The sequence below is a fragment of the Ignavibacteriota bacterium genome, from assembly GCA_016713565.1.
Lineage (GTDB): Bacteria > Bacteroidota > Ignavibacteria > Ignavibacteriales > Melioribacteraceae.
Window position 1 is genome coordinate 50,384 of record JADJOX010000006.1, and the last position, 17,474, is coordinate 67,857.

At 30.1% G+C, this 17,474-nt stretch carries 19 protein-coding genes; all 19 read left to right on the plus strand.

Features of this window, described 5'->3' with window-relative positions:
• The first annotated feature begins 3 nt into the window (after positions 1-3).
• The 19 genes from IPK06_06430 to IPK06_06520 all read left to right on the plus strand — a co-directional run bounded on the left by IPK06_06430 (position 4) and on the right by IPK06_06520 (position 17,471).
• Positions 4-723 (plus strand): segregation/condensation protein A, encoded by a 720-nt coding sequence (locus IPK06_06430; GenBank protein MBK7979629.1) that lies wholly within the window; start codon positions 4-6, stop codon positions 721-723.
• Positions 716-1,369, plus strand: coding sequence for an SMC-Scp complex subunit ScpB (scpB, locus tag IPK06_06435; protein ID MBK7979630.1), 654 nt, complete (start codon positions 716-718; stop codon positions 1,367-1,369). The genes IPK06_06430 and scpB overlap by 8 nt, the downstream gene beginning before the upstream one ends.
• Positions 1,362-2,057, plus strand: a complete 696-nt coding sequence (locus tag IPK06_06440; protein ID MBK7979631.1) for an rRNA pseudouridine synthase — start codon at positions 1,362-1,364, stop codon at positions 2,055-2,057. Before scpB ends, IPK06_06440 begins: the two co-directional genes overlap by 8 nt.
• A 24-nt stretch (positions 2,058-2,081) precedes the next feature.
• Entirely contained in the window at positions 2,082-3,590 is a 1,509-nt protein-coding gene (gene lysS / locus IPK06_06445) for a lysine--tRNA ligase (GenBank protein ID MBK7979632.1), read from the plus strand.
• Between the two features lie 123 nt (positions 3,591-3,713).
• Complete coding sequence (locus IPK06_06450) at positions 3,714-4,646, plus strand: DUF2279 domain-containing protein (GenBank protein MBK7979633.1); 933 nt, start codon at positions 3,714-3,716, stop codon at positions 4,644-4,646.
• Between the two features lies 1 nt (position 4,647).
• Positions 4,648-5,379, plus strand: coding sequence for a glycosyltransferase (locus tag IPK06_06455; GenBank protein MBK7979634.1), 732 nt, complete (start codon positions 4,648-4,650; stop codon positions 5,377-5,379).
• A gap of 12 nt (positions 5,380-5,391) precedes the next feature.
• On the plus strand, positions 5,392-7,056 hold the full coding sequence (locus IPK06_06460; GenBank protein ID MBK7979635.1) for a hypothetical protein: 1,665 nt from the start codon (positions 5,392-5,394) through the stop codon (positions 7,054-7,056).
• A gap of 13 nt (positions 7,057-7,069) precedes the next feature.
• Positions 7,070-8,674, plus strand: coding sequence for a S41 family peptidase (locus tag IPK06_06465; protein ID MBK7979636.1), 1,605 nt, complete (start codon positions 7,070-7,072; stop codon positions 8,672-8,674).
• 25 nt (positions 8,675-8,699) lie between these two features.
• The gene (locus IPK06_06470) at positions 8,700-9,233 is read left to right on the plus strand and encodes a gamma carbonic anhydrase family protein (GenBank protein MBK7979637.1); all 534 of its coding nucleotides are present in this window, start codon (positions 8,700-8,702) and stop codon (positions 9,231-9,233) included.
• Positions 9,234-9,235: 2 nt separating this feature from the next.
• The gene (gene ybeY / locus IPK06_06475; GenBank protein MBK7979638.1) at positions 9,236-9,691 is read left to right on the plus strand and encodes an rRNA maturation RNase YbeY; all 456 of its coding nucleotides are present in this window, start codon (positions 9,236-9,238) and stop codon (positions 9,689-9,691) included.
• The gene (locus IPK06_06480) at positions 9,681-10,139 is read left to right on the plus strand and encodes a DUF494 family protein (GenBank protein MBK7979639.1); all 459 of its coding nucleotides are present in this window, start codon (positions 9,681-9,683) and stop codon (positions 10,137-10,139) included. The genes ybeY and IPK06_06480 overlap by 11 nt, the downstream gene beginning before the upstream one ends.
• 10 nt (positions 10,140-10,149) lie before the next feature.
• Positions 10,150-12,360, plus strand: coding sequence for a type I DNA topoisomerase (gene topA, locus IPK06_06485; GenBank protein ID MBK7979640.1), 2,211 nt, complete (start codon positions 10,150-10,152; stop codon positions 12,358-12,360).
• Positions 12,361-12,372: 12 nt separating this feature from the next.
• A complete protein-coding gene (locus IPK06_06490; protein MBK7979641.1) occupies positions 12,373-13,263 on the plus strand; it encodes a tyrosine-type recombinase/integrase in 891 nt (296 codons plus the stop codon).
• Positions 13,264-13,272: 9 nt separating this feature from the next.
• On the plus strand, positions 13,273-13,575 hold the full coding sequence (gene raiA, locus IPK06_06495; GenBank protein ID MBK7979642.1) for a ribosome-associated translation inhibitor RaiA: 303 nt from the start codon (positions 13,273-13,275) through the stop codon (positions 13,573-13,575).
• Complete coding sequence (locus tag IPK06_06500) at positions 13,576-14,586, plus strand: HPr kinase/phosphorylase (GenBank protein MBK7979643.1); 1,011 nt, start codon at positions 13,576-13,578, stop codon at positions 14,584-14,586.
• 178 nt (positions 14,587-14,764) lie between these two features.
• Positions 14,765-15,625 (plus strand): peptidoglycan DD-metalloendopeptidase family protein, encoded by an 861-nt coding sequence (locus IPK06_06505; protein ID MBK7979644.1) that lies wholly within the window; start codon positions 14,765-14,767, stop codon positions 15,623-15,625.
• Positions 15,626-15,640: 15 nt separating this feature from the next.
• Positions 15,641-15,871, plus strand: coding sequence for a DUF2795 domain-containing protein (locus IPK06_06510; GenBank protein MBK7979645.1), 231 nt, complete (start codon positions 15,641-15,643; stop codon positions 15,869-15,871).
• 17 nt (positions 15,872-15,888) lie between these two features.
• Positions 15,889-17,001 (plus strand): hypothetical protein, encoded by a 1,113-nt coding sequence (locus tag IPK06_06515; protein ID MBK7979646.1) that lies wholly within the window; start codon positions 15,889-15,891, stop codon positions 16,999-17,001.
• Positions 16,998-17,471 (plus strand): hypothetical protein, encoded by a 474-nt coding sequence (locus tag IPK06_06520; GenBank protein MBK7979647.1) that lies wholly within the window; start codon positions 16,998-17,000, stop codon positions 17,469-17,471. Before IPK06_06515 ends, IPK06_06520 begins: the two co-directional genes overlap by 4 nt.
• Positions 17,472-17,474: the final 3 nt, after the last annotated feature.

A 17,474-nucleotide genomic window follows, 5' to 3' on the forward strand; every position in this document is an offset into this window, starting at 1 on the left:
AATTTGTATAAAATAAAATTAAATACATTTGAAGGTCCGCTTGATCTTCTATTATTTTTTATACGAAGGGATGAACTGGATATTTATGATATTCCCATTTCTCGGATTACTAAGGAATTTATCGAATATTTAAATCTTTTGGAAAAGTTGGATCTTGAAATTGCGGGTGATTTTTTACTAATGGCGGCAACACTAATGCAAATAAAAGTAAGAATGTTATTACCGCGTGAAATAGATGAAAAAGGTGAAGCAATTGATCCGCGAATGGATTTGGTAAACGCCTTAATTGAGTACAAAAGATATAAGGAAATGTCGGAAGAATTTTCATTTTTAGAAGCAAATCATAGAAAAGTTTCTTATCGCGGAAATTATGATAAAGATGAAGTTGTGCATCAAGGTGAAATTGAAATACTTTTGAAAAATGTAACAATTTATGATTTGATAAAAGCATTCCAAGCTGCAATAATGGAAAAACCCAAACCAGTTTTACATGAAGTTAAAAAACTAAATGTATCTATTGACGAACAAATAGATTTTATTTTGAATAAAGTTAAAAAATTTGGTAAAGTCCACTTTTTAGCTTTAGTTAAAGAAATGAAAGAAAAAATTAGAATAGTTGTTACGTTTATTGCTTTGCTTGAATTGGTTAAAATGGGAAAAATTGGATTGAACGAATCTTCTAAATTTAATGATTTTGAAATTTACGCATTGAACAATGGATAAAATTTATAATTCAATTATAGAAGCACTAATTTTTGCGTCTGACGACCCGATTCCGGCAGATGAAATAATTAAAGCAATAAAAGAAATTGACGGCGATGATATTTCCATCAATATTGCTGATGTTGATAATTGCGCGAACGAATTAAATGAAAAATATAAAGTTGAAGAATCTTCATTCCATATTTTAAAAATAGCCGAGGGATTTGTATTTGGGACAAAGCCGGAATACGCAAAATATGTAGGTTATTTATCTACTGAAAAAAGTAAAAGAAGGTTAAGTCAGGCTGCTTTGGAAACTCTAGCTATTATTGCATACAAACAGCCTATTACAAAACCTGAAATTGAAACAATTAGAGGCGTAAATTCTGATTATATTTTAAATACTCTTTTAGAAAAAAACTTGGTGACAATTAAAGGCAGAGCGGAATCGATGGGAAGACCATTATTATACGGTACAACTGTCGAGTTTTTAAAATATTTCGGATTAAATAAAATAACCGATCTTCCCAAACCAAGAGAAATTGAGGAAATTGTTAAAGACGCCGATTTTATTGAGCAAAAGAGAAAAATTATGATGAATGAAATTGAAGAAAATTTAGAACAAGAAATTTTAAATACGAGCGGAAATGATACAGAGATTGAATAAATATTTATCTGAATGCGGAATCGCATCAAGAAGGAAATCCGATTTGCTGATTCAAGAAGGCAGAGTTAAAGTTAACGGAAAAATTGTTTTTGAACTTGGAATAAAAGTCGATACGGAAAAAGACGAAATTTTAATTGACGGTGAAAAAAGTAAAGCGCAAAGGAAAATTTATTTTTTGCTTAATAAACCCAAAGGTGTTATTACAACAACAAAAGACGAAAAAGATAGAACTACGGTCGTTGATTTGATAAATACTAGAGAGAAGATTTTTCCTGTTGGAAGATTGGATTTTAACACAACCGGACTTTTAATACTTACAAATGACGGCGATTTTTCAAATTATTTAACCCATCCCAGAAATGAAATTGAAAGAGAGTATGAAGTTAAATTAGATAAACCTTTGCTGAAAGAACATAGAGAAGAATTGTTAAAGGGAATTTATATTGAAAAAAGAAAAAGTAAATTTGTAAATATCTCTTTCCCTAAAGAAAATAATTATTTTATTGTTAGAGTAATTACGGTTGAAGGAAGAAATCATTTTGTGAAAAGAATGTTTGATAATTTTCAATATAACGTTGTTGAATTAAGCAGAATTAGATTCGGTAAACTTACTTTGAAAGATTTGCGAAGAGGCGAAAGCAGAATTTTAACAGAAAAAGAAATTAAATTTTTAATGAATAAAAATTAATCTAAAATTTACCGGAGGGGTAATTTGGAAAACCATGAATTTGAACAGGATGTAAATACGCTTATTGCGAGAAGATTTGAGGAACTTGAAGAAATTAAAAAGATGAATGTTCGACCTTATGAATATTCTTATGATGTTGATACTTATTCAAAACAAATAAAAAATCAATTTGAAAATTACGAAGGTAAAACCGTAAAAGTTGCCGGCAGACTAATGGCAATTAGAAAAATGGGTAAAGCTTCATTCGCTCATATTCAAGATAAAGACGGAAGAATACAAATTTATTTAAAGAAAGATGAAATTGGTGAACAATACGACGTTTTTAAATTATTGGATATTGGTGATTTAATAGGAATTGAAGGATTTGTATTCAAAACAAAAACTGAAGAAATTTCAATTCATACAAAATCATTAACTTTATTGGCAAAATCAATTCGACCAATTCCAATTGCGAAAGAAGTAGTTGACGAACAAGGAAATAAAAAAATATTCGATCAATTTGCCGATAAAGAATTACGTTACAGACAAAGATACGTTGATCTTGTTGTTAATCCACATATAAAAGATGTATTTGTTAAACGTTCAAAAATTATAAGTTCTTTGAGAAACTTTTTGGATAAAAACGATTTCCTTGAAGTGGAGACACCGGTTTTACAATCTTTATACGGCGGAGCATCGGCAAAACCGTTTATTACTCACCATAATGCGCTTGATATAACTTTGTATTTAAGAATTGCCGATGAACTTTATCTAAAGAGATTAATTGTAGGCGGACTTGACAGAGTATATGAAATTTCAAAAGATTTCAGAAACGAAGGAATGGATAAAACGCATAATCCTGAATTTACAATGATGGAACTTTATGTTGCGTATAAAGATTATGAATGGATGATGAATTTTGTTGAAGAAATGATTTATAATTTATCAAATGAAGTTTTGGGAACTTCAAAAATTAATATTGAAGGGAATGAAATTGATTTCAAACCGCCTTGGAAGAGAATATCAATGGTTGATGAAATTAAAAAAGAAACAAATATTGATGTTTTGGAAATAGCAAAAGAAGATTTGGCCAAAGAAGTTAAAAAACGCGGAATAAAATTGACCGGCGGCGAAAGCAAGGGAAAATTAATTGATGAATTATTTTCTGCCGTCGTCGAGCCTAGATTAATTCAGCCTACATTCGTAATGGATTATCCGGTTGAACTTTCGCCATTAGCAAAAAAACACAGAACCAGAGAAGGACTAGTTGAAAGATTTGAAGGCTATGTTTTAGGCAGAGAAATTTGCAATGCTTTTAGTGAATTAAACGATCCGATTGATCAAAAAGAAAGATTTGAGGAACAAGTTAGATTTATTGAAGAAGGTGATGAAGAAGCGCATCAAATTGATGAAGATTATGTTAGAGCTTTGGAATATGGAATGCCTCCAACAGCTGGACTTGGCGTTGGAATTGATAGATTAACAATGCTTTTAACAAATCAGCCTTCTATTAGAGATGTAATTCTTTTTCCGCAAATGAGACCGGAAAAATAAAATTCTGAAATGATGATCAATATTAGGTTTAAGAGCAAGCCAAAGAATTCGGCAATAATAAAAATTAATATTTGTAATAATTTATCCGAATTGAATTTTTCAATTTTAGCTTTCGTATTGATCATGTTTTTTTTCTGTCAATCTAATGCGCAGATTATTTCTGATTCCTCAAAAATTAGAACGCCAATAAACTTAATGTCAATAAATTTTATTCAGAAAAATGATCCATTCAAATCTGAAATAAATTATCCGATTTTAGCTGGTGTTGGTTTGAGCTATTCTTATATCATTTATCAAATTAATAATTATTATGAAAATACTTGGTGGAAAAAAGATTCAAACTATATTTATAATAGTAAATTCAATATTGTAAACGACGGTACTTATGCTAGGAATATTGATAAATTTGGACACGCACTTGGAACAGCATTAATTTCACATTTTATTTCTGCGGGATTTGAAGCCGCAAACATTGAAGAAGAAACTTGTGTATGGTTAGGCGCAATTGGCGGGTTGGGAATGCAAATGTACGTTGAAATCAAAGACGGATATTCTCCGATTGATAGAATTTCTGGTAAACCAAAATGGGGATTTAGTCCTGGCGACGCAGTTTCCGATTTTTTGGGAGCAAGTTACTTTGTCGCGCGGTATTATTTTCCCGAATTAAATAATTATCAGTTGCGTTTCAGTTATTTTCCATCTAAGGATATGTTGGATGGTAAAAAACCTGATAATAATTTTTCAGACGATTATGAAGGTCAGAAAATGTGGTTATCATTAAGAATGAAAAATTTGCTGCCTCACAATATTTCCGAATATTGGCCTTCATTTTTAATGTTGTCTTTAGGTTATTTTGTAAGCGGAATTGGAGATTATTCAAGTAAAAAATCTATCGAGACTTATTATTATTTAGCTTTCGATATTGACGCAGAAACTATTCCGCTGTATGGAAAATTTTGGTCATTTGTTAAAAACACTTTAAATTATATTCATTTTCCAATGCCGGGAATTCAATTTTCCAAAAATGGAATTTCTTTGGCACTTATAATATATTAACATGATAAACTACAGCATAATAATTCCTACTTTAAATGAAGAAAAACTTCTTCCAAATTTATTGGAAGTAATTTGTGATCAAAGTTTATTGAAAGAATATAATTATGAAGTTATTATTTCAGATGGCGGAAGCTCGGATTCAACATTAGATATTGCAAGAAAGTTTAATGCAGTAATAGTTGAAAAAAAAATAAATGAAAAACAAAATATCGCAATGGGCAGAAATGCCGGTGCAAAATCTGCAAAAGGCAATGTTTTAATTTTTATTAACGGTGATGTTTATATAAAAAATTTTGAAGTATTTTTATTGAAAATAAAAAATAAATTTCTGCCAAGTGAATTTTTAGCGATGACGTGTAAAGTTGAAGTATTTCCTCATGAACAAAAATTAATTGATTTAATTTTTCATTCTTTTTATAATTTCCATTTTCACGCATTAAATGTAATTGGAATGGGAATGGGAAGAGGCGAATTTCAAACTATAAGAAAAGATGTTTTTGAAAAAGTAAATGGTTTCAATGAAGAACTTGCCGCGGGAGAAGATTTTGATCTGTTCAGACGAATTAGAAAATATGGTAAAATTTTGTTTGCGCGCGATTTAGTAGTGTACGAATCGCCAAGAAGATACAGAAAATTAGGACATTTTAGAATTTTCTTTACTTGGTTAATTAATAGCGTTTATATTATTTTTACAAAAACATCCAAATCATCAGAATGGAAAGAAGTCAGATAATCTGATCATAAAATGAAAAAAATAATCTTCTTACTAATATTAACAATTCCGCTTACGTTATTCAGTCAAGTTGGTTACGTTTCTGTTGAAGATGAAATTTACAATTTTCTTGACAGAATGAATACTTTAAGAATTATTGAAAATTATAATTCGTTTGAAATACCAAAAACTAGAAAAGAAATTTCGGATTTATTAATTCAAATAATAGAGAAACAAGAATTATTAGATAAAATTGACAGGGATAAATTAAATGATTTCATTATGGAATTTGAACTTGAGATATTTTCCAAACTCGAAAAAACTGAATCCTTAATTCCCAATTGGAATTTAAATTATCTCTATTCGGAAAAAGAAAAATTTCTATATAAATATTATGATTCAACACAAACCTCACTATTTGTAAATTTTATTGGTAAACTTGATTATTTAAATAAATCGGAAGATAATAAAAATCTTTCTAGTTTAATTTATAGATTCGGCGGAGAAATAAGAGTTTCTTTATTTAATACATTAGGATTTTCGGTAACTTCTACGAACGGATCTTTCTTAGGAAACAAAGAACTCACTCAGAGTTTTTCCTCATTAAAATATAATTATAAATTCAATCAAGAAAGCGCGTCACAATTAGGCGATAATTATTTTGATGAAACTGTTTCTTATGGATTAGCCGATTTTGACTTTGCAAAAATTAAAATAGGGAATGACAGAAAGTTTATTGGATATGGAATTGAAAAAACTATGATTGGAGATAATGCTCCAAGAATGGAATATATAGAATTGGCGCTCAAGTATAAAAGAATAAATTTCACTTTTTTTCATTCAAAACTTTTAGGAAATAAATCAGTTATACTTGATTCAATTAAAGGCGGAATAAACGTAGTAAATGATAAATATTTGGCATATCATAGATTGGGTTTGGGCTTAGGACAGTATTTACAACTTGGTCTTGGCGAAATGATCATTTATTCAAATCGTAATTTAGATTTTTCATATTTGAACCCGTTTAATTTTTACAAAAGTTCGGAGCATGCTAACCAGGACCGAGATAATTCAATGATATTTTTTGACGCACAAAATAATTCATTTGAAAATGTTAAAATTTACGCAACATTGCTTTTGGATGATATTGATTTTGGAAAAATCGGAACGGGTTGGTACGGAAATCAAACAATGCTCAATTTAGGAGTTTTTTCCACACATTTATATAATATTTTACCCTTAGATGCAGAAATTCAATATATTAGAATTGATCCATATGTTTTTACTCACAGAATATCGGATAATAATTTTACAAGTTCAAATTTTAATTTGGGATCAGCGCTTCAGCCTAATTCTTCAAATTTATTGATGAGTCTAAATTATAGATTAAATTATAGACTTAATTTAAATTTTACATATGAATATTCCGTTCATGGCGCAAATGTTGAATATGAAACTGGTAAAACCGTAAATTTTGGCGGAAACATAAATTTAGGTTATAGGATCGGAGATTCACAAAATGTTTATTTTCGTAAAGGAGATAAAGAAATTTTAAGATCATTTAAGTTTTCAACTCAATTTGAACCGATAAAAAATTGGATATTTTTTCTAAATATAAATTATTTTAATAACTCATTGGCCAAATCACAGCGGTCGCAAAATTTCTTCACTACATTATCCTTATATACTAAAATTTAATGGAGCTAATAATTTGTTCAAATCGTCATCTAGAATCTTAATTGCATTTATAATTTTGATTACCGGTTTTGTTTTAGGTTTCTTTATAAGTGATTTTTTAGTAGATAAAAATGTTACTGAAGGAACTAAAAAATTTAGCGAAGTACTAAATTATACTCAAAAATATTATTATCAGGATGTTAAAACGGATCAGCTCGTAGATGACGCAATTACAGGAATGTTAAACGACCTCGATCCTCATTCGGTATATATTCCTCAAGTTGAACAAAAGGGCATAGAAGAAGAATTTAGAGGAAACTTTGAAGGAATCGGCATTGAATTTCAAATAAATAACGATACAATAAATGTTGTTTCCCCAATTACTGGCGGTCCAAGTGAGAGTGTTGGAGTTGAAGCCAGTGATAGAATTATTAAAATAAATGGTAAAAGTGCAATCGGGTTTACAAATAAAGATGTTGTTAAAAATCTTCGCGGTGAAAAGGGCACAAAGGTTGAAATTTCCGTTTATCGTCCTTACATTAAGAAAAAATTTGATTTCGAAATAATAAGAGATCAAATTCCAATTTACACAGTTGACGCCGCAATTATGGTCTCTGATTCAATCGGCTACATTTCTTTGTCAAAATTTGCGGAAACATCAACATTTGAAGTTAAACAGTCGCTTGAAAATTTGAATAAACTTGGGATGAAAAAATTAATTTTTGATTTAAGAAATAATCCCGGCGGATATTTAGATCAAGCATTTCAGATTGCCGATCTTTTTATCGATAAAAATAAATTAATTGTTTACACCAGAGGAAGAGTTTCATTACTTGATGAAAATTTCAACGCTGAAAAAGCTTATCCCTACGAAAAAATACCAATTGCGGTTTTAATTAACCGAGGCAGTGCTTCGGCAAGTGAAATTGTTTCCGGGGCAATTCAAGATTGGGACAGAGGAATTTTAGTTGGCGAAACTTCATTTGGCAAAGGACTGGTTCAACGTCCATTTATATTAGAAGACAGTTCTGCGGTAAGAATTACTATTTCAAAATATTATACTCCATCGGGAAGAGCAATTCAGAGAAAATTCAAGAATAAAGATGAATATTATAATGAAGTGTTAACTCGCGATGAAAGTGAAGGTGAAAACGTAAATCATACTTTGGAAGCAGATTCAACAAAAGAAATATATCACACAGCCGGCGGTAGACCTGTAATCGCTGGAGGTGGAATAACACCCGACTTTTTCGTAAAGAATAATGAAATTTCTGAATATTCAATTCATTTAAGAAGTAATAATTTATATTATAAATTTGCGAGAAAATTAATTGATTCTAACAAAGAATTAAATACTAAATTCAAAAATAACTTTCCACTATTTAAAAAAGAATTTTCTATAAATGAAGTTGAATTAAACTCTTTTATTAAATTTGCCGATGCAAATGGAGTGAAATATTCAGATGCAGATTTTATTAAAGATAAAGAATTTATTAAAACAATGATCAAAGCCCATATCGCTAAAAATTTCTGGAATAATAACGGATGGTATTCTGTATTGTTGGATGTTGACAGACAATATGAAAAAGCTAAAGAATTATTGAATGAAAATTATAAACTGGAAATTGTAAAAAAATAATTGAGTTTTAAACAAGATTATAAATATTGAAAATAAATTATTCCCTTATTTGAATTTGTTTCCTAAAATTCACGAAACTGTGTTTCTTGCCGAAGGCGTTAAAATAATCGGTGATGTAACGATAGGTGAAAATTCAAGTGTTTGGTATAATTGTGTTGTTAGAGGCGATGTTCATTACATTAAAATCGGACATGACACAAATGTTCAGGATTTGAGCATGCTGCATGTTACTAATCAAAGATTTCCGTTAAATATTGGGAATAGTGTAACTATTGGTCACAGCGTTAAACTGCACGGATGCACAATCAATGATCTTACATTAATTGGAATCGGATCGATAATTTTAGATGGAGCTGTTGTAGAAGAAAATTCTATGGTAGCCGCCGGATCAGTTGTGAAACCGAAATTTATTGTTCCAAGCGGAAAATTGGTGGGCGGTGTTCCCGCTAAAATAATTAGGGATTTGACGACCGAAGAAATTGAAGATTTTGCGGCATCTGCTAAGCGATATAAGAAATATACTGAATTAACTATTGCGTCATTAAAAAATAAGAGTTGAATTTGATTAAAAACTTAACAGTAAATTCTGATAGAAAAATCAAAATTAACAAGAATGCAATTCATAAAATTATTTCATTACTAAAATCTGAATTTTCATTTGATGTAATATCGCTTCCAATAAATTTTATTACCTCAGAACAAATAATTCCGATAAATACGCAGTATTTAGGGCATAATTTTTCTACTGATATTATTACCTTTAATTATTCTGGAGAAAATGATAGTTTTGACGGTGAAATTTTTATTTCTGTTGATGACGCATTTTCTAATTCGAAAAAATATAAAGTTTCACTCGATAATGAAATTATTAGATTGGTTATTCACGGAATTTTACATTTATTGGGATTTGACGATAAGAATAAATTTGATCTTAAAAAAATGAAAAAAGAAGAAAACAGATTAGTTTCTGAATTTGAAAAAAATACAATTAAAATAATTATAAAATATGACTGCTAAAATTGTTGAAGTTCTTGCAAAAATTTTAGAAGGACTCAAAAAGAAATACACTTTTGAGGAAGTTACTAAAAAACTTAAAACCAATAAAAATTTTGACGAACAGACTGTAAGTGCCGCTTTTGGATTAGTTTTTGATAAATTCTTAACCAACAGATTAGAACTTAGAAAAGATAGTCAACTGGTTAACAAAGGATTTAGAATTTTATCAAATGACGAAATAAATATTATTGGAACCGATAATTCGAAATATATATTGCATTTGGTTAACGTTGGACTTTTAGATCCAATCGATGTAGAATTACTTATTGAACACATGACGATGTTTCCGAATCAAAAAATTTCAAAAGATGATATTAATTGGATAATTTTATTTTCATTAGTTGATTTTGACTCAGAAATTTTACCCGGAAGCAGAGTTTTATTATACTCATCCGATACAATAAACTAAGGAATTTTAAATGGCAAAAAATCTTGTTTTGGTGGAATCTCCATCAAAAGCTAAGACTATTAATAAATATTTAGGAAAGAACTACATTGTTGAGGCAACTGTTGGTCATATTAAAAATTTGCCTAAAACTAAACTCGGTATTGATATTGAAGATGGATTCAAAGTTCAGCTCGTAAATATACGCGGGAAAGGCGATACAATAAAGAAAATTAGAAAACTTGCCGGCAAAGCCGAGAAAATATATGTCGCAACTGACCCTGATCGCGAAGGCGAAGCAATAGCTCAAGATATTGTTGAAGTTTTAGAAGGAAAAACGGAAGCTCACATTTACCGTGTTTTATTCAATGAAATAACCAAAAATGCGGTTAAAAAATCAATGGAAAACCCGCTTGAAATTGACGAGGCATTGGTTCAATCTCAGAGAGCAAGAAGAGTAATGGATAGAATTATTGGATACAGCATTAGTCCATTATTGTGGCGGTCGATTCTTGAAGCTTCTGGAAATTCACTTTCTGCCGGTAGAGTACAATCTGTTGCTTTAAGGCTAATCTGCGAACGCGAAGAATTGATTGACAATTTTATTCCTACAGAATATTGGACAATTAGCGCCGAATTGCAAACGGATAAAGGCGAAATTCTAAATGTTAAATTGTCTGAAAGAAACGGAAAACAATTAAAAATTCAGCCAAAACCTGAAATGACAGATTCTGATTGGGAAGATTTTTTAAAGAAGAATTTTGCGATTTCCAACATTGAAGATGCTGAAAAAATTCTTAATGAAATTAAGAATGCAGAAGAATTTGTAATTAACGATATTACCAAAAAGCAGTCAAAAAGAAATCCGCCGGCACCTTTTATAACCAGTACGCTTCAGGCGGAAGCTTCAAGAAAATTAGGATTTCGACCACGAAAAACCATGACTATTGCTCAAAGTTTATATGAAGGTATTAAACTTGACAAAGGTGAAATAACCGGTTTAATTACATATATGAGGACCGACTCGACACGATTAAGTGAAGAAATTGTTTCAACCGCACGAAATTTTATTGGTGAAAATTTTGGTGAAAATTATTTGCCAAAACATCCTAAATCATATGAAAAAAATAATAAGAAAAATGTTCAAGATGCGCATGAAGCAATTCGTCCTACTTCATTAGATTATTCGCCGCAGGATGTAAAAGATTTTTTAGATAAAGACCAGTTTAGATTATATCAATTGATTTGGCAGAGATTTGTTGCTTGTCAAATGGAATCTGCTGATGTTGAATCAACAAATGTTTCTGTAAAAGCAGATGAAAATATTTTAAAAGCTTCTGGCTCTGTAATAACATTCGACGGATTTCTAAAGGTTTATCAGGAAGATAAAGAAAACGGAAATGAGAGTGAAAACGGGGAAGCTTCTCAAATTCCTGCGGGTCTGGAAAATGACCAAAAATTAAATTTAATAAGCGCTGAAAAAAATCAGCAATTTACAAAACCTTTGCCGCGATATACAGAAAGTACTCTAATTAAAGAGCTTGAAAATAACGGAATTGGAAGACCAAGTACATATGCTTCAATAATTGGTACAATTCAAGATAGATATTACATTGACCAGAGTGAGAAAAAACTTATTCCAACTGACTTAGGTAAAAAAGTCAATTCAGTTCTTGTTCACAATTTCCCAAAAATATTAGATGTGAACTTTACTGCTAAAATGGAAGAAGAATTGGATATGGTTGCGTCAAAAACAAATAATTATTTACAGGTTCTTGAAGATTTCTATCACCCGTTTTCAAAGCAGTTGAACAAAGTTAAACATAATTTAGAAAAAGTAATTTGTGAAAAATGCGGTTCAGAGATGGAGATCAAAATAGGCAGATTCGGGAAATATTTTGCTTGTACGGCTTATCCGAATTGTAAGAATATTAAATCTGCAAATGAGATGAAAACAAAAAATAGTGAACCGGAATATACTGGTGATGAGTGTCCAAAATGTGGAAGTAAAACCGTATTTAGAAGCGGTCGCTTTGGAAAATTTATTGGCTGTGAAAATTATCCGACTTGTGATTTCACCAAGCAGATAACGCTAGGAATTAAATGTCCTGTTTGTAAAGACGGTGATGTAATAACCAGAAGATCAAAAAGCGGAAGATACTTTTACGGATGCAGCAATTATCCCAACTGTGATTATGTAAGTTGGAACAAACCGGTGGTAGAGCTAGTTAAATCTGAAAATTAAATCAAAAATTTAATGAGTTCGAAAACTTTAAATGAATTTCTTTCTGAATTTATTGCCAACAATTCGGCAATAAAAAGAGTATCTGAAAATACATTAATTTCTTATGAAAATGATGTTCGTCAATTCATTGGATATTTAGAAGTAAAAGAAATATCTCACCCAAAATCAATATCCGAAAGACTGGTTAGAGCATATATTCTTAAATTAGTTGAAGAAAATTATAACCGTTCATCAATTTCAAGAAAGCTTTCGGTTTTAAGGGGTTTTTTCAATTATTTATTACAAATTCAAGCCCTTAAAATTAATCCCATTGAAAACATAAAGAATCCAAAAATCAAAAGAAAACTTCCGGAAATAATAAATCTTGACTCTTATTTAAAAATTCTTAAAATTATAGATGAGGAACAAAAAGATAATAGAAACAATAAACTTGTATTTGAGTTGTTATACGGTTGTGCGCTTAGAGTTTCAGAACTCTGTAATCTAAACTTTGGAGATATTGATCTGAACCGTAAAAGTCTAAAAGTCTTTGGCAAAGGAAGTAAGACCAGATTAGTACCTATTGGCGAAAAATCTCAAACTATTTTGGAAGAATATTTATCTTCCAGACCGCATTTAATGAACAAAGATCCATTGATATTAACAGATTCAAAAGTTAGAATTTATCCTAAATATGTTGATCGTTTAGTAAAAAAATATTTTTCAAAAGTTTCCGGTATTGCAAAACAAAGCCCTCATATTCTCAGACATTCTGCCGCCACACATATGCTTGATAACGGCGCCGATTTAATGGGAGTTAAAGAATTATTGGGTCACGAAAATCTTTCAACAACGCAAATATATACTCACGTTAGCGTTGAAAGATTAAAACAATCATATAAAAACGCTCATCCAAAATCATAAGGAGTTTTTATGAATGTACAAATAACATCACGAAAGTTCAAAGCCAAAGAATCCTTAAAGGAAGAGATAACTTATCAATTAAAATCACTTGAAAAATATAGTGATGATATTATTGATGCCAATGTAATTTTAAGCTATACACATTCAAAAGACAGTATTAAAAGCGTAGAAATAAATTTAAATATACCCGGTAAAACATTATCGGCAAATGAATCAAGCGACGAATATGGCAAAGCTTTGTCGGCGACAATTCAAAAATTAACGAAACAATTAAAAACACTGAAATCTAAACGAATTTCCAAAGCAAGATAATTGAATATTAATAGTAAAAACATTTTTAGAAAAGAAAGTATTACGGTTGAATTCTTTTATAAGCATACAAAAGAAAGATTTAATATTGAATTATTAAATAAAGAAATAAATCTGAATCGACCGATTACCGAACAAAATTTACACAGACCTGGTTTGGCTTTAGCCGGGTTTGTTGATCTTTTTTCATATAAGCGTGTTCAAATAGTAGGCAACACCGAAGTTCAATATATGAAAAAATTGACATTGGAAAAAAGAAGAATAGCCATTGAAAAACTTTTTGGTTTTGATATTCCATGCGTAATATTTACTAATTTCAACAAACCTGATCCAGAAATAATTGAATTGGCCAATCAATTTAATGTTCCTATGTTCTTATCTAGTTTAACAACTACAAAACTTTCATTTTTAGTAAGTGATTTTCTTGATGATCAGTTTGCGCCGAGACTTTCCGTGCATGGCTCATTCATAGATGTTTACGGCATCGGAATGCTGATTGTAGGGAAATCAGGTATTGGTAAAAGTGAAGTTGCGTTAGATTTAATAGAAAGGGGACACCGACTTGTAGCCGATGATGTTGTTATTCTAACCAAAAAAGGCGAAGGCATTATTATGGGCGCAGGAACCGAATTAGTAAAGCATTTTATGGAAATTAGAGGGATTGGTATTCTTGATGTCAGAAGTCTATTTGGAATCAGAGCGATTCGTTTTCAAAAAAGATTGGAAGTAATTATTGAATTAGAAGTTTGGGATGAAAATAGTGAGTATACCAGAACAGGTTTAGATAATAAAACAACAAGTATTATGGATGTTGAAATTCAAACAGTAAAAATTCCAATTGTACCTGGAAAAAATATTACAGTTATTAGTGAAGTAATTGCCTTAAATTATGTTCTGAAACATTATGGTTACGATGCGGCTGAAGTTTTAAATCAAAGACTTAAATCAAAAATTAAATCTAAAACTGACGATACAAACAGATCGGTTAACTATTTTGAGCATGATTTCGAATAATTTAAAAATTTTATTTGATAGTTATAACAGGTTAAATTTGCTTGCTAAAAACAAGACCTTTTTGTATTTTCCAATCCAAATTAGACCAATTTGTGTATGAAGAAAAATCTGTATTATTATTCAGAAAAAAAAACTGCAGTTCATCGAGATTAAAAATTTTTATGCGAAATTTTTATCTTTGGTTGCTCTATTCGGGTTGCTTTCATCATTAATAATATTTGGCGGTTATTTATTCATTACCAGCATACTTAATCCATCTTTTGATATTGACGCAATAAAGGCTGAAAATAAAGCCCTGAAATCTAAGTTTAAAGACGTTAATAACGAATTGACAATATTGAGCAAAACAATAGATAATATTAGAAGCAAAGACGATGCTTTGAGGCTTTCCGTCAATTTAAAACCAATACCTGAAAGTGAAAAAAGTTTCGGTATAGGCGGATCTGAATTCACAGAAATATTGCCAACTTCAGTTTCTGAAGTAAACAATTTACTAAAAAATTTGGATAATTCTTTAAACTCGATTAAAGCAAAGATTAGTGTAACAGAACAGAATTATAAAGAAATTGAAACATCCTTAACTAATAATGTAAAGTTGTTCAAAGCAATTCCGGCAATACTTCCTGCAAATGGTCCAATTGGTGATCGTTTCGGAATGAGACTTCATCCAATTATTAGAGTTTACAGAATGCACACTGGAATTGATGTTGTTGTTGATACTGGAACAGAAGTTTTTGCTCCTGGTGATGGAAAAGTTGTTGGAGCAGGAATTCGTTACGGCTATGGCAATACAGTTGAAATTGACCATGGATTCGGATATACGACTTTATTTGCTCATTTATCAAAAATAAAAATTTCAGTTGGTCAAAAAGTTAAGAGAGGCGATTTATTGGGACTTTCAGGAAGTTCAGGAGAACTTGCTACGGGTCCTCACCTTCATTATGAAGTTTTTCATGATGGGGTAAATTTAAATCCAGAAAATTTTGTATATAGCGATATTAAAATATTTGACATTAATAATGAAAAAAGTTCAAAGTAGGGGAGTAATAGTATAATGATTTGGACTATAGAATTAGCATCTTATTTGGTAGATGCTCCATGGCCGGCAACAAAAGAAGAATTAATTGAATATGCTGATAGAATTGGAAGCCCGGTTGAAGTAATCGAGAATCTTAGCGAATTAGATGATGACGAAGAAATCTACGAAAGTATTGAGGATATTTGGCCGGATTACCCAAGTGACGAAGATTTCTTTTATTTTGACGATGAGGATGAATTTAATTAGAATTTTCGACTATTAAGATGCATGAATTGTTGCTTGACGTTAAAGGTCAATCTTCGGCGTCAAGCTTACTAAATAATATATATACTTCGCAAAGAATTCCTAACGCAATTTTATTAACCGGAACAGAAGGAGTAGGGAAATTCTACTCGGCTCTTCAGTTTTTAAAAATGATAAATGGCAATTCTGAAATAATAAATCAAAAAATTTCCAATTTAGCTGAACCGTATGTAAAACTAATTCAACCATTACCTCGAGGAAAATCAGAGACAAATTTTGACCTTCCGTTAGATAAATTATCTCAAGAGGACATTGATTCTATCAATGAACAAATTAAACAAAAATCGAAAAATCCTTATTATCAAATTAATATTAATAATGCGAACAATATCAAGATTAACAGTATTAGAGAAATAAATAAGTTCTTGGCATTAAATTATAATGAAATTAATTATAGGGGTATTATTTTAATTGATGCTCATAAAATGAGCACGGAGGCACAAAACGCTTTTTTGAAGAACCTTGAAGAACCGCCTGAAAATGCAATCTTTTTATTATTATCTGATCAGCCGGAACTTTTACTTTCCACAATTAAATCAAGATGCTGGACTGTAAATTTTGCGCCTTTATCAAATTTTGAATTAAAACAAATTCTATTAACGAAGTTCAATTATTCCGAAGAAACAGAAGATGCAATTGAAGAAATATTACCATTCTCAAACGGATCGGCAACTACGGCAGTTACATATCTAGAAACTAATTTTGAAAAAATTGTTCAAAAAACAATATCAGTTCTAAGGTATTCTTTAGCAGGAAAATATTTTACCGCAAGTAAAGAGTTTTCAAGTCTTTTGGAAAGCAGTTCGGAAATAGACATTAAAAATATTATTGATCTTATTATTATGTGGTTTAATGATACTTTAAAAATGAAATACAATATAAATGGAGTTAAATTTAAAAACTATACCGATACACTGGAAAAGTACAATAGTAGATTTTACTATTTTGATATTAACGAAATTGTGAATAATTTAAACAGAACGAAAAACGCAATTGATAATAACGTAAACCTAAATCTAATAATGATGAAAATTATATTTGATATATCTTCAATTGGAATGAAAACGAAATGACCGATAAATCGCAAACTAATTCAAATAACCAGCGTTCGGTATTAAATACATTAATTGACGGCAACTATTATAATTTATTACACGATAAAATTACTAAAGAACTTATAAAGCCTAACATCCCGGTTGAAGAAGTTTTAGTTAATAACTCGAACGAATCCGTAAATACTTATGGAACCGGAAAAATACTTTTGGCAAAATGCAAAGGTTTGCTTGGAATTCATTTCTGCGAGAATATTAATAGTATTCCATTAAAATTATTTGACGATATTATTGTTAAAATAGATGAAGAATATGAAATAGCTACAATTATTGAAACCGGACAAATTGTAGAATTTAAATTATCGAAGTCTGAACTTAGAAACACAAAATTGCCAGTAATTGATCGCGTAGTAAATGAAAAAGATATTGAGAAAAATATTAGTAATGTAATAAATTGCATTGAAGCAAAAAGGTTTTCTTTAAATATATAAATG

Excerpts from the sequence above, each read along its gene's own strand:
- IPK06_06455 (MBK7979634.1), top strand. The coding sequence starts at position 4,648 with ATGATAAACTACAGCATAATAATTCCTACTTTAAATGAAGAAAAACTT.
- scpB (MBK7979630.1), top strand. The coding sequence starts at position 716 with ATGGATAAAATTTATAATTCAATTATAGAAGCACTAATTTTTGCGTCT.
- IPK06_06510 (MBK7979645.1), top strand. The coding sequence starts at position 15,641 with ATGATTTGGACTATAGAATTAGCATCTTATTTGGTAGATGCTCCATGG.
- IPK06_06480 (MBK7979639.1), top strand. The coding sequence starts at position 9,681 with ATGACTGCTAAAATTGTTGAAGTTCTTGCAAAAATTTTAGAAGGACTC.
- IPK06_06460 (MBK7979635.1), top strand. The coding sequence starts at position 5,392 with ATGAAAAAAATAATCTTCTTACTAATATTAACAATTCCGCTTACGTTA.
- IPK06_06490 (MBK7979641.1), top strand. The coding sequence starts at position 12,373 with ATGAGTTCGAAAACTTTAAATGAATTTCTTTCTGAATTTATTGCCAAC.
- IPK06_06520 (MBK7979647.1), top strand. The coding sequence starts at position 16,998 with ATGACCGATAAATCGCAAACTAATTCAAATAACCAGCGTTCGGTATTA.
- IPK06_06515 (MBK7979646.1), top strand. The coding sequence starts at position 15,889 with ATGCATGAATTGTTGCTTGACGTTAAAGGTCAATCTTCGGCGTCAAGC.
- IPK06_06450 (MBK7979633.1), top strand. The coding sequence starts at position 3,714 with ATGTTTTTTTTCTGTCAATCTAATGCGCAGATTATTTCTGATTCCTCA.
- raiA (MBK7979642.1), top strand. The coding sequence starts at position 13,273 with ATGAATGTACAAATAACATCACGAAAGTTCAAAGCCAAAGAATCCTTA.
- topA (MBK7979640.1), top strand. The coding sequence starts at position 10,150 with ATGGCAAAAAATCTTGTTTTGGTGGAATCTCCATCAAAAGCTAAGACT.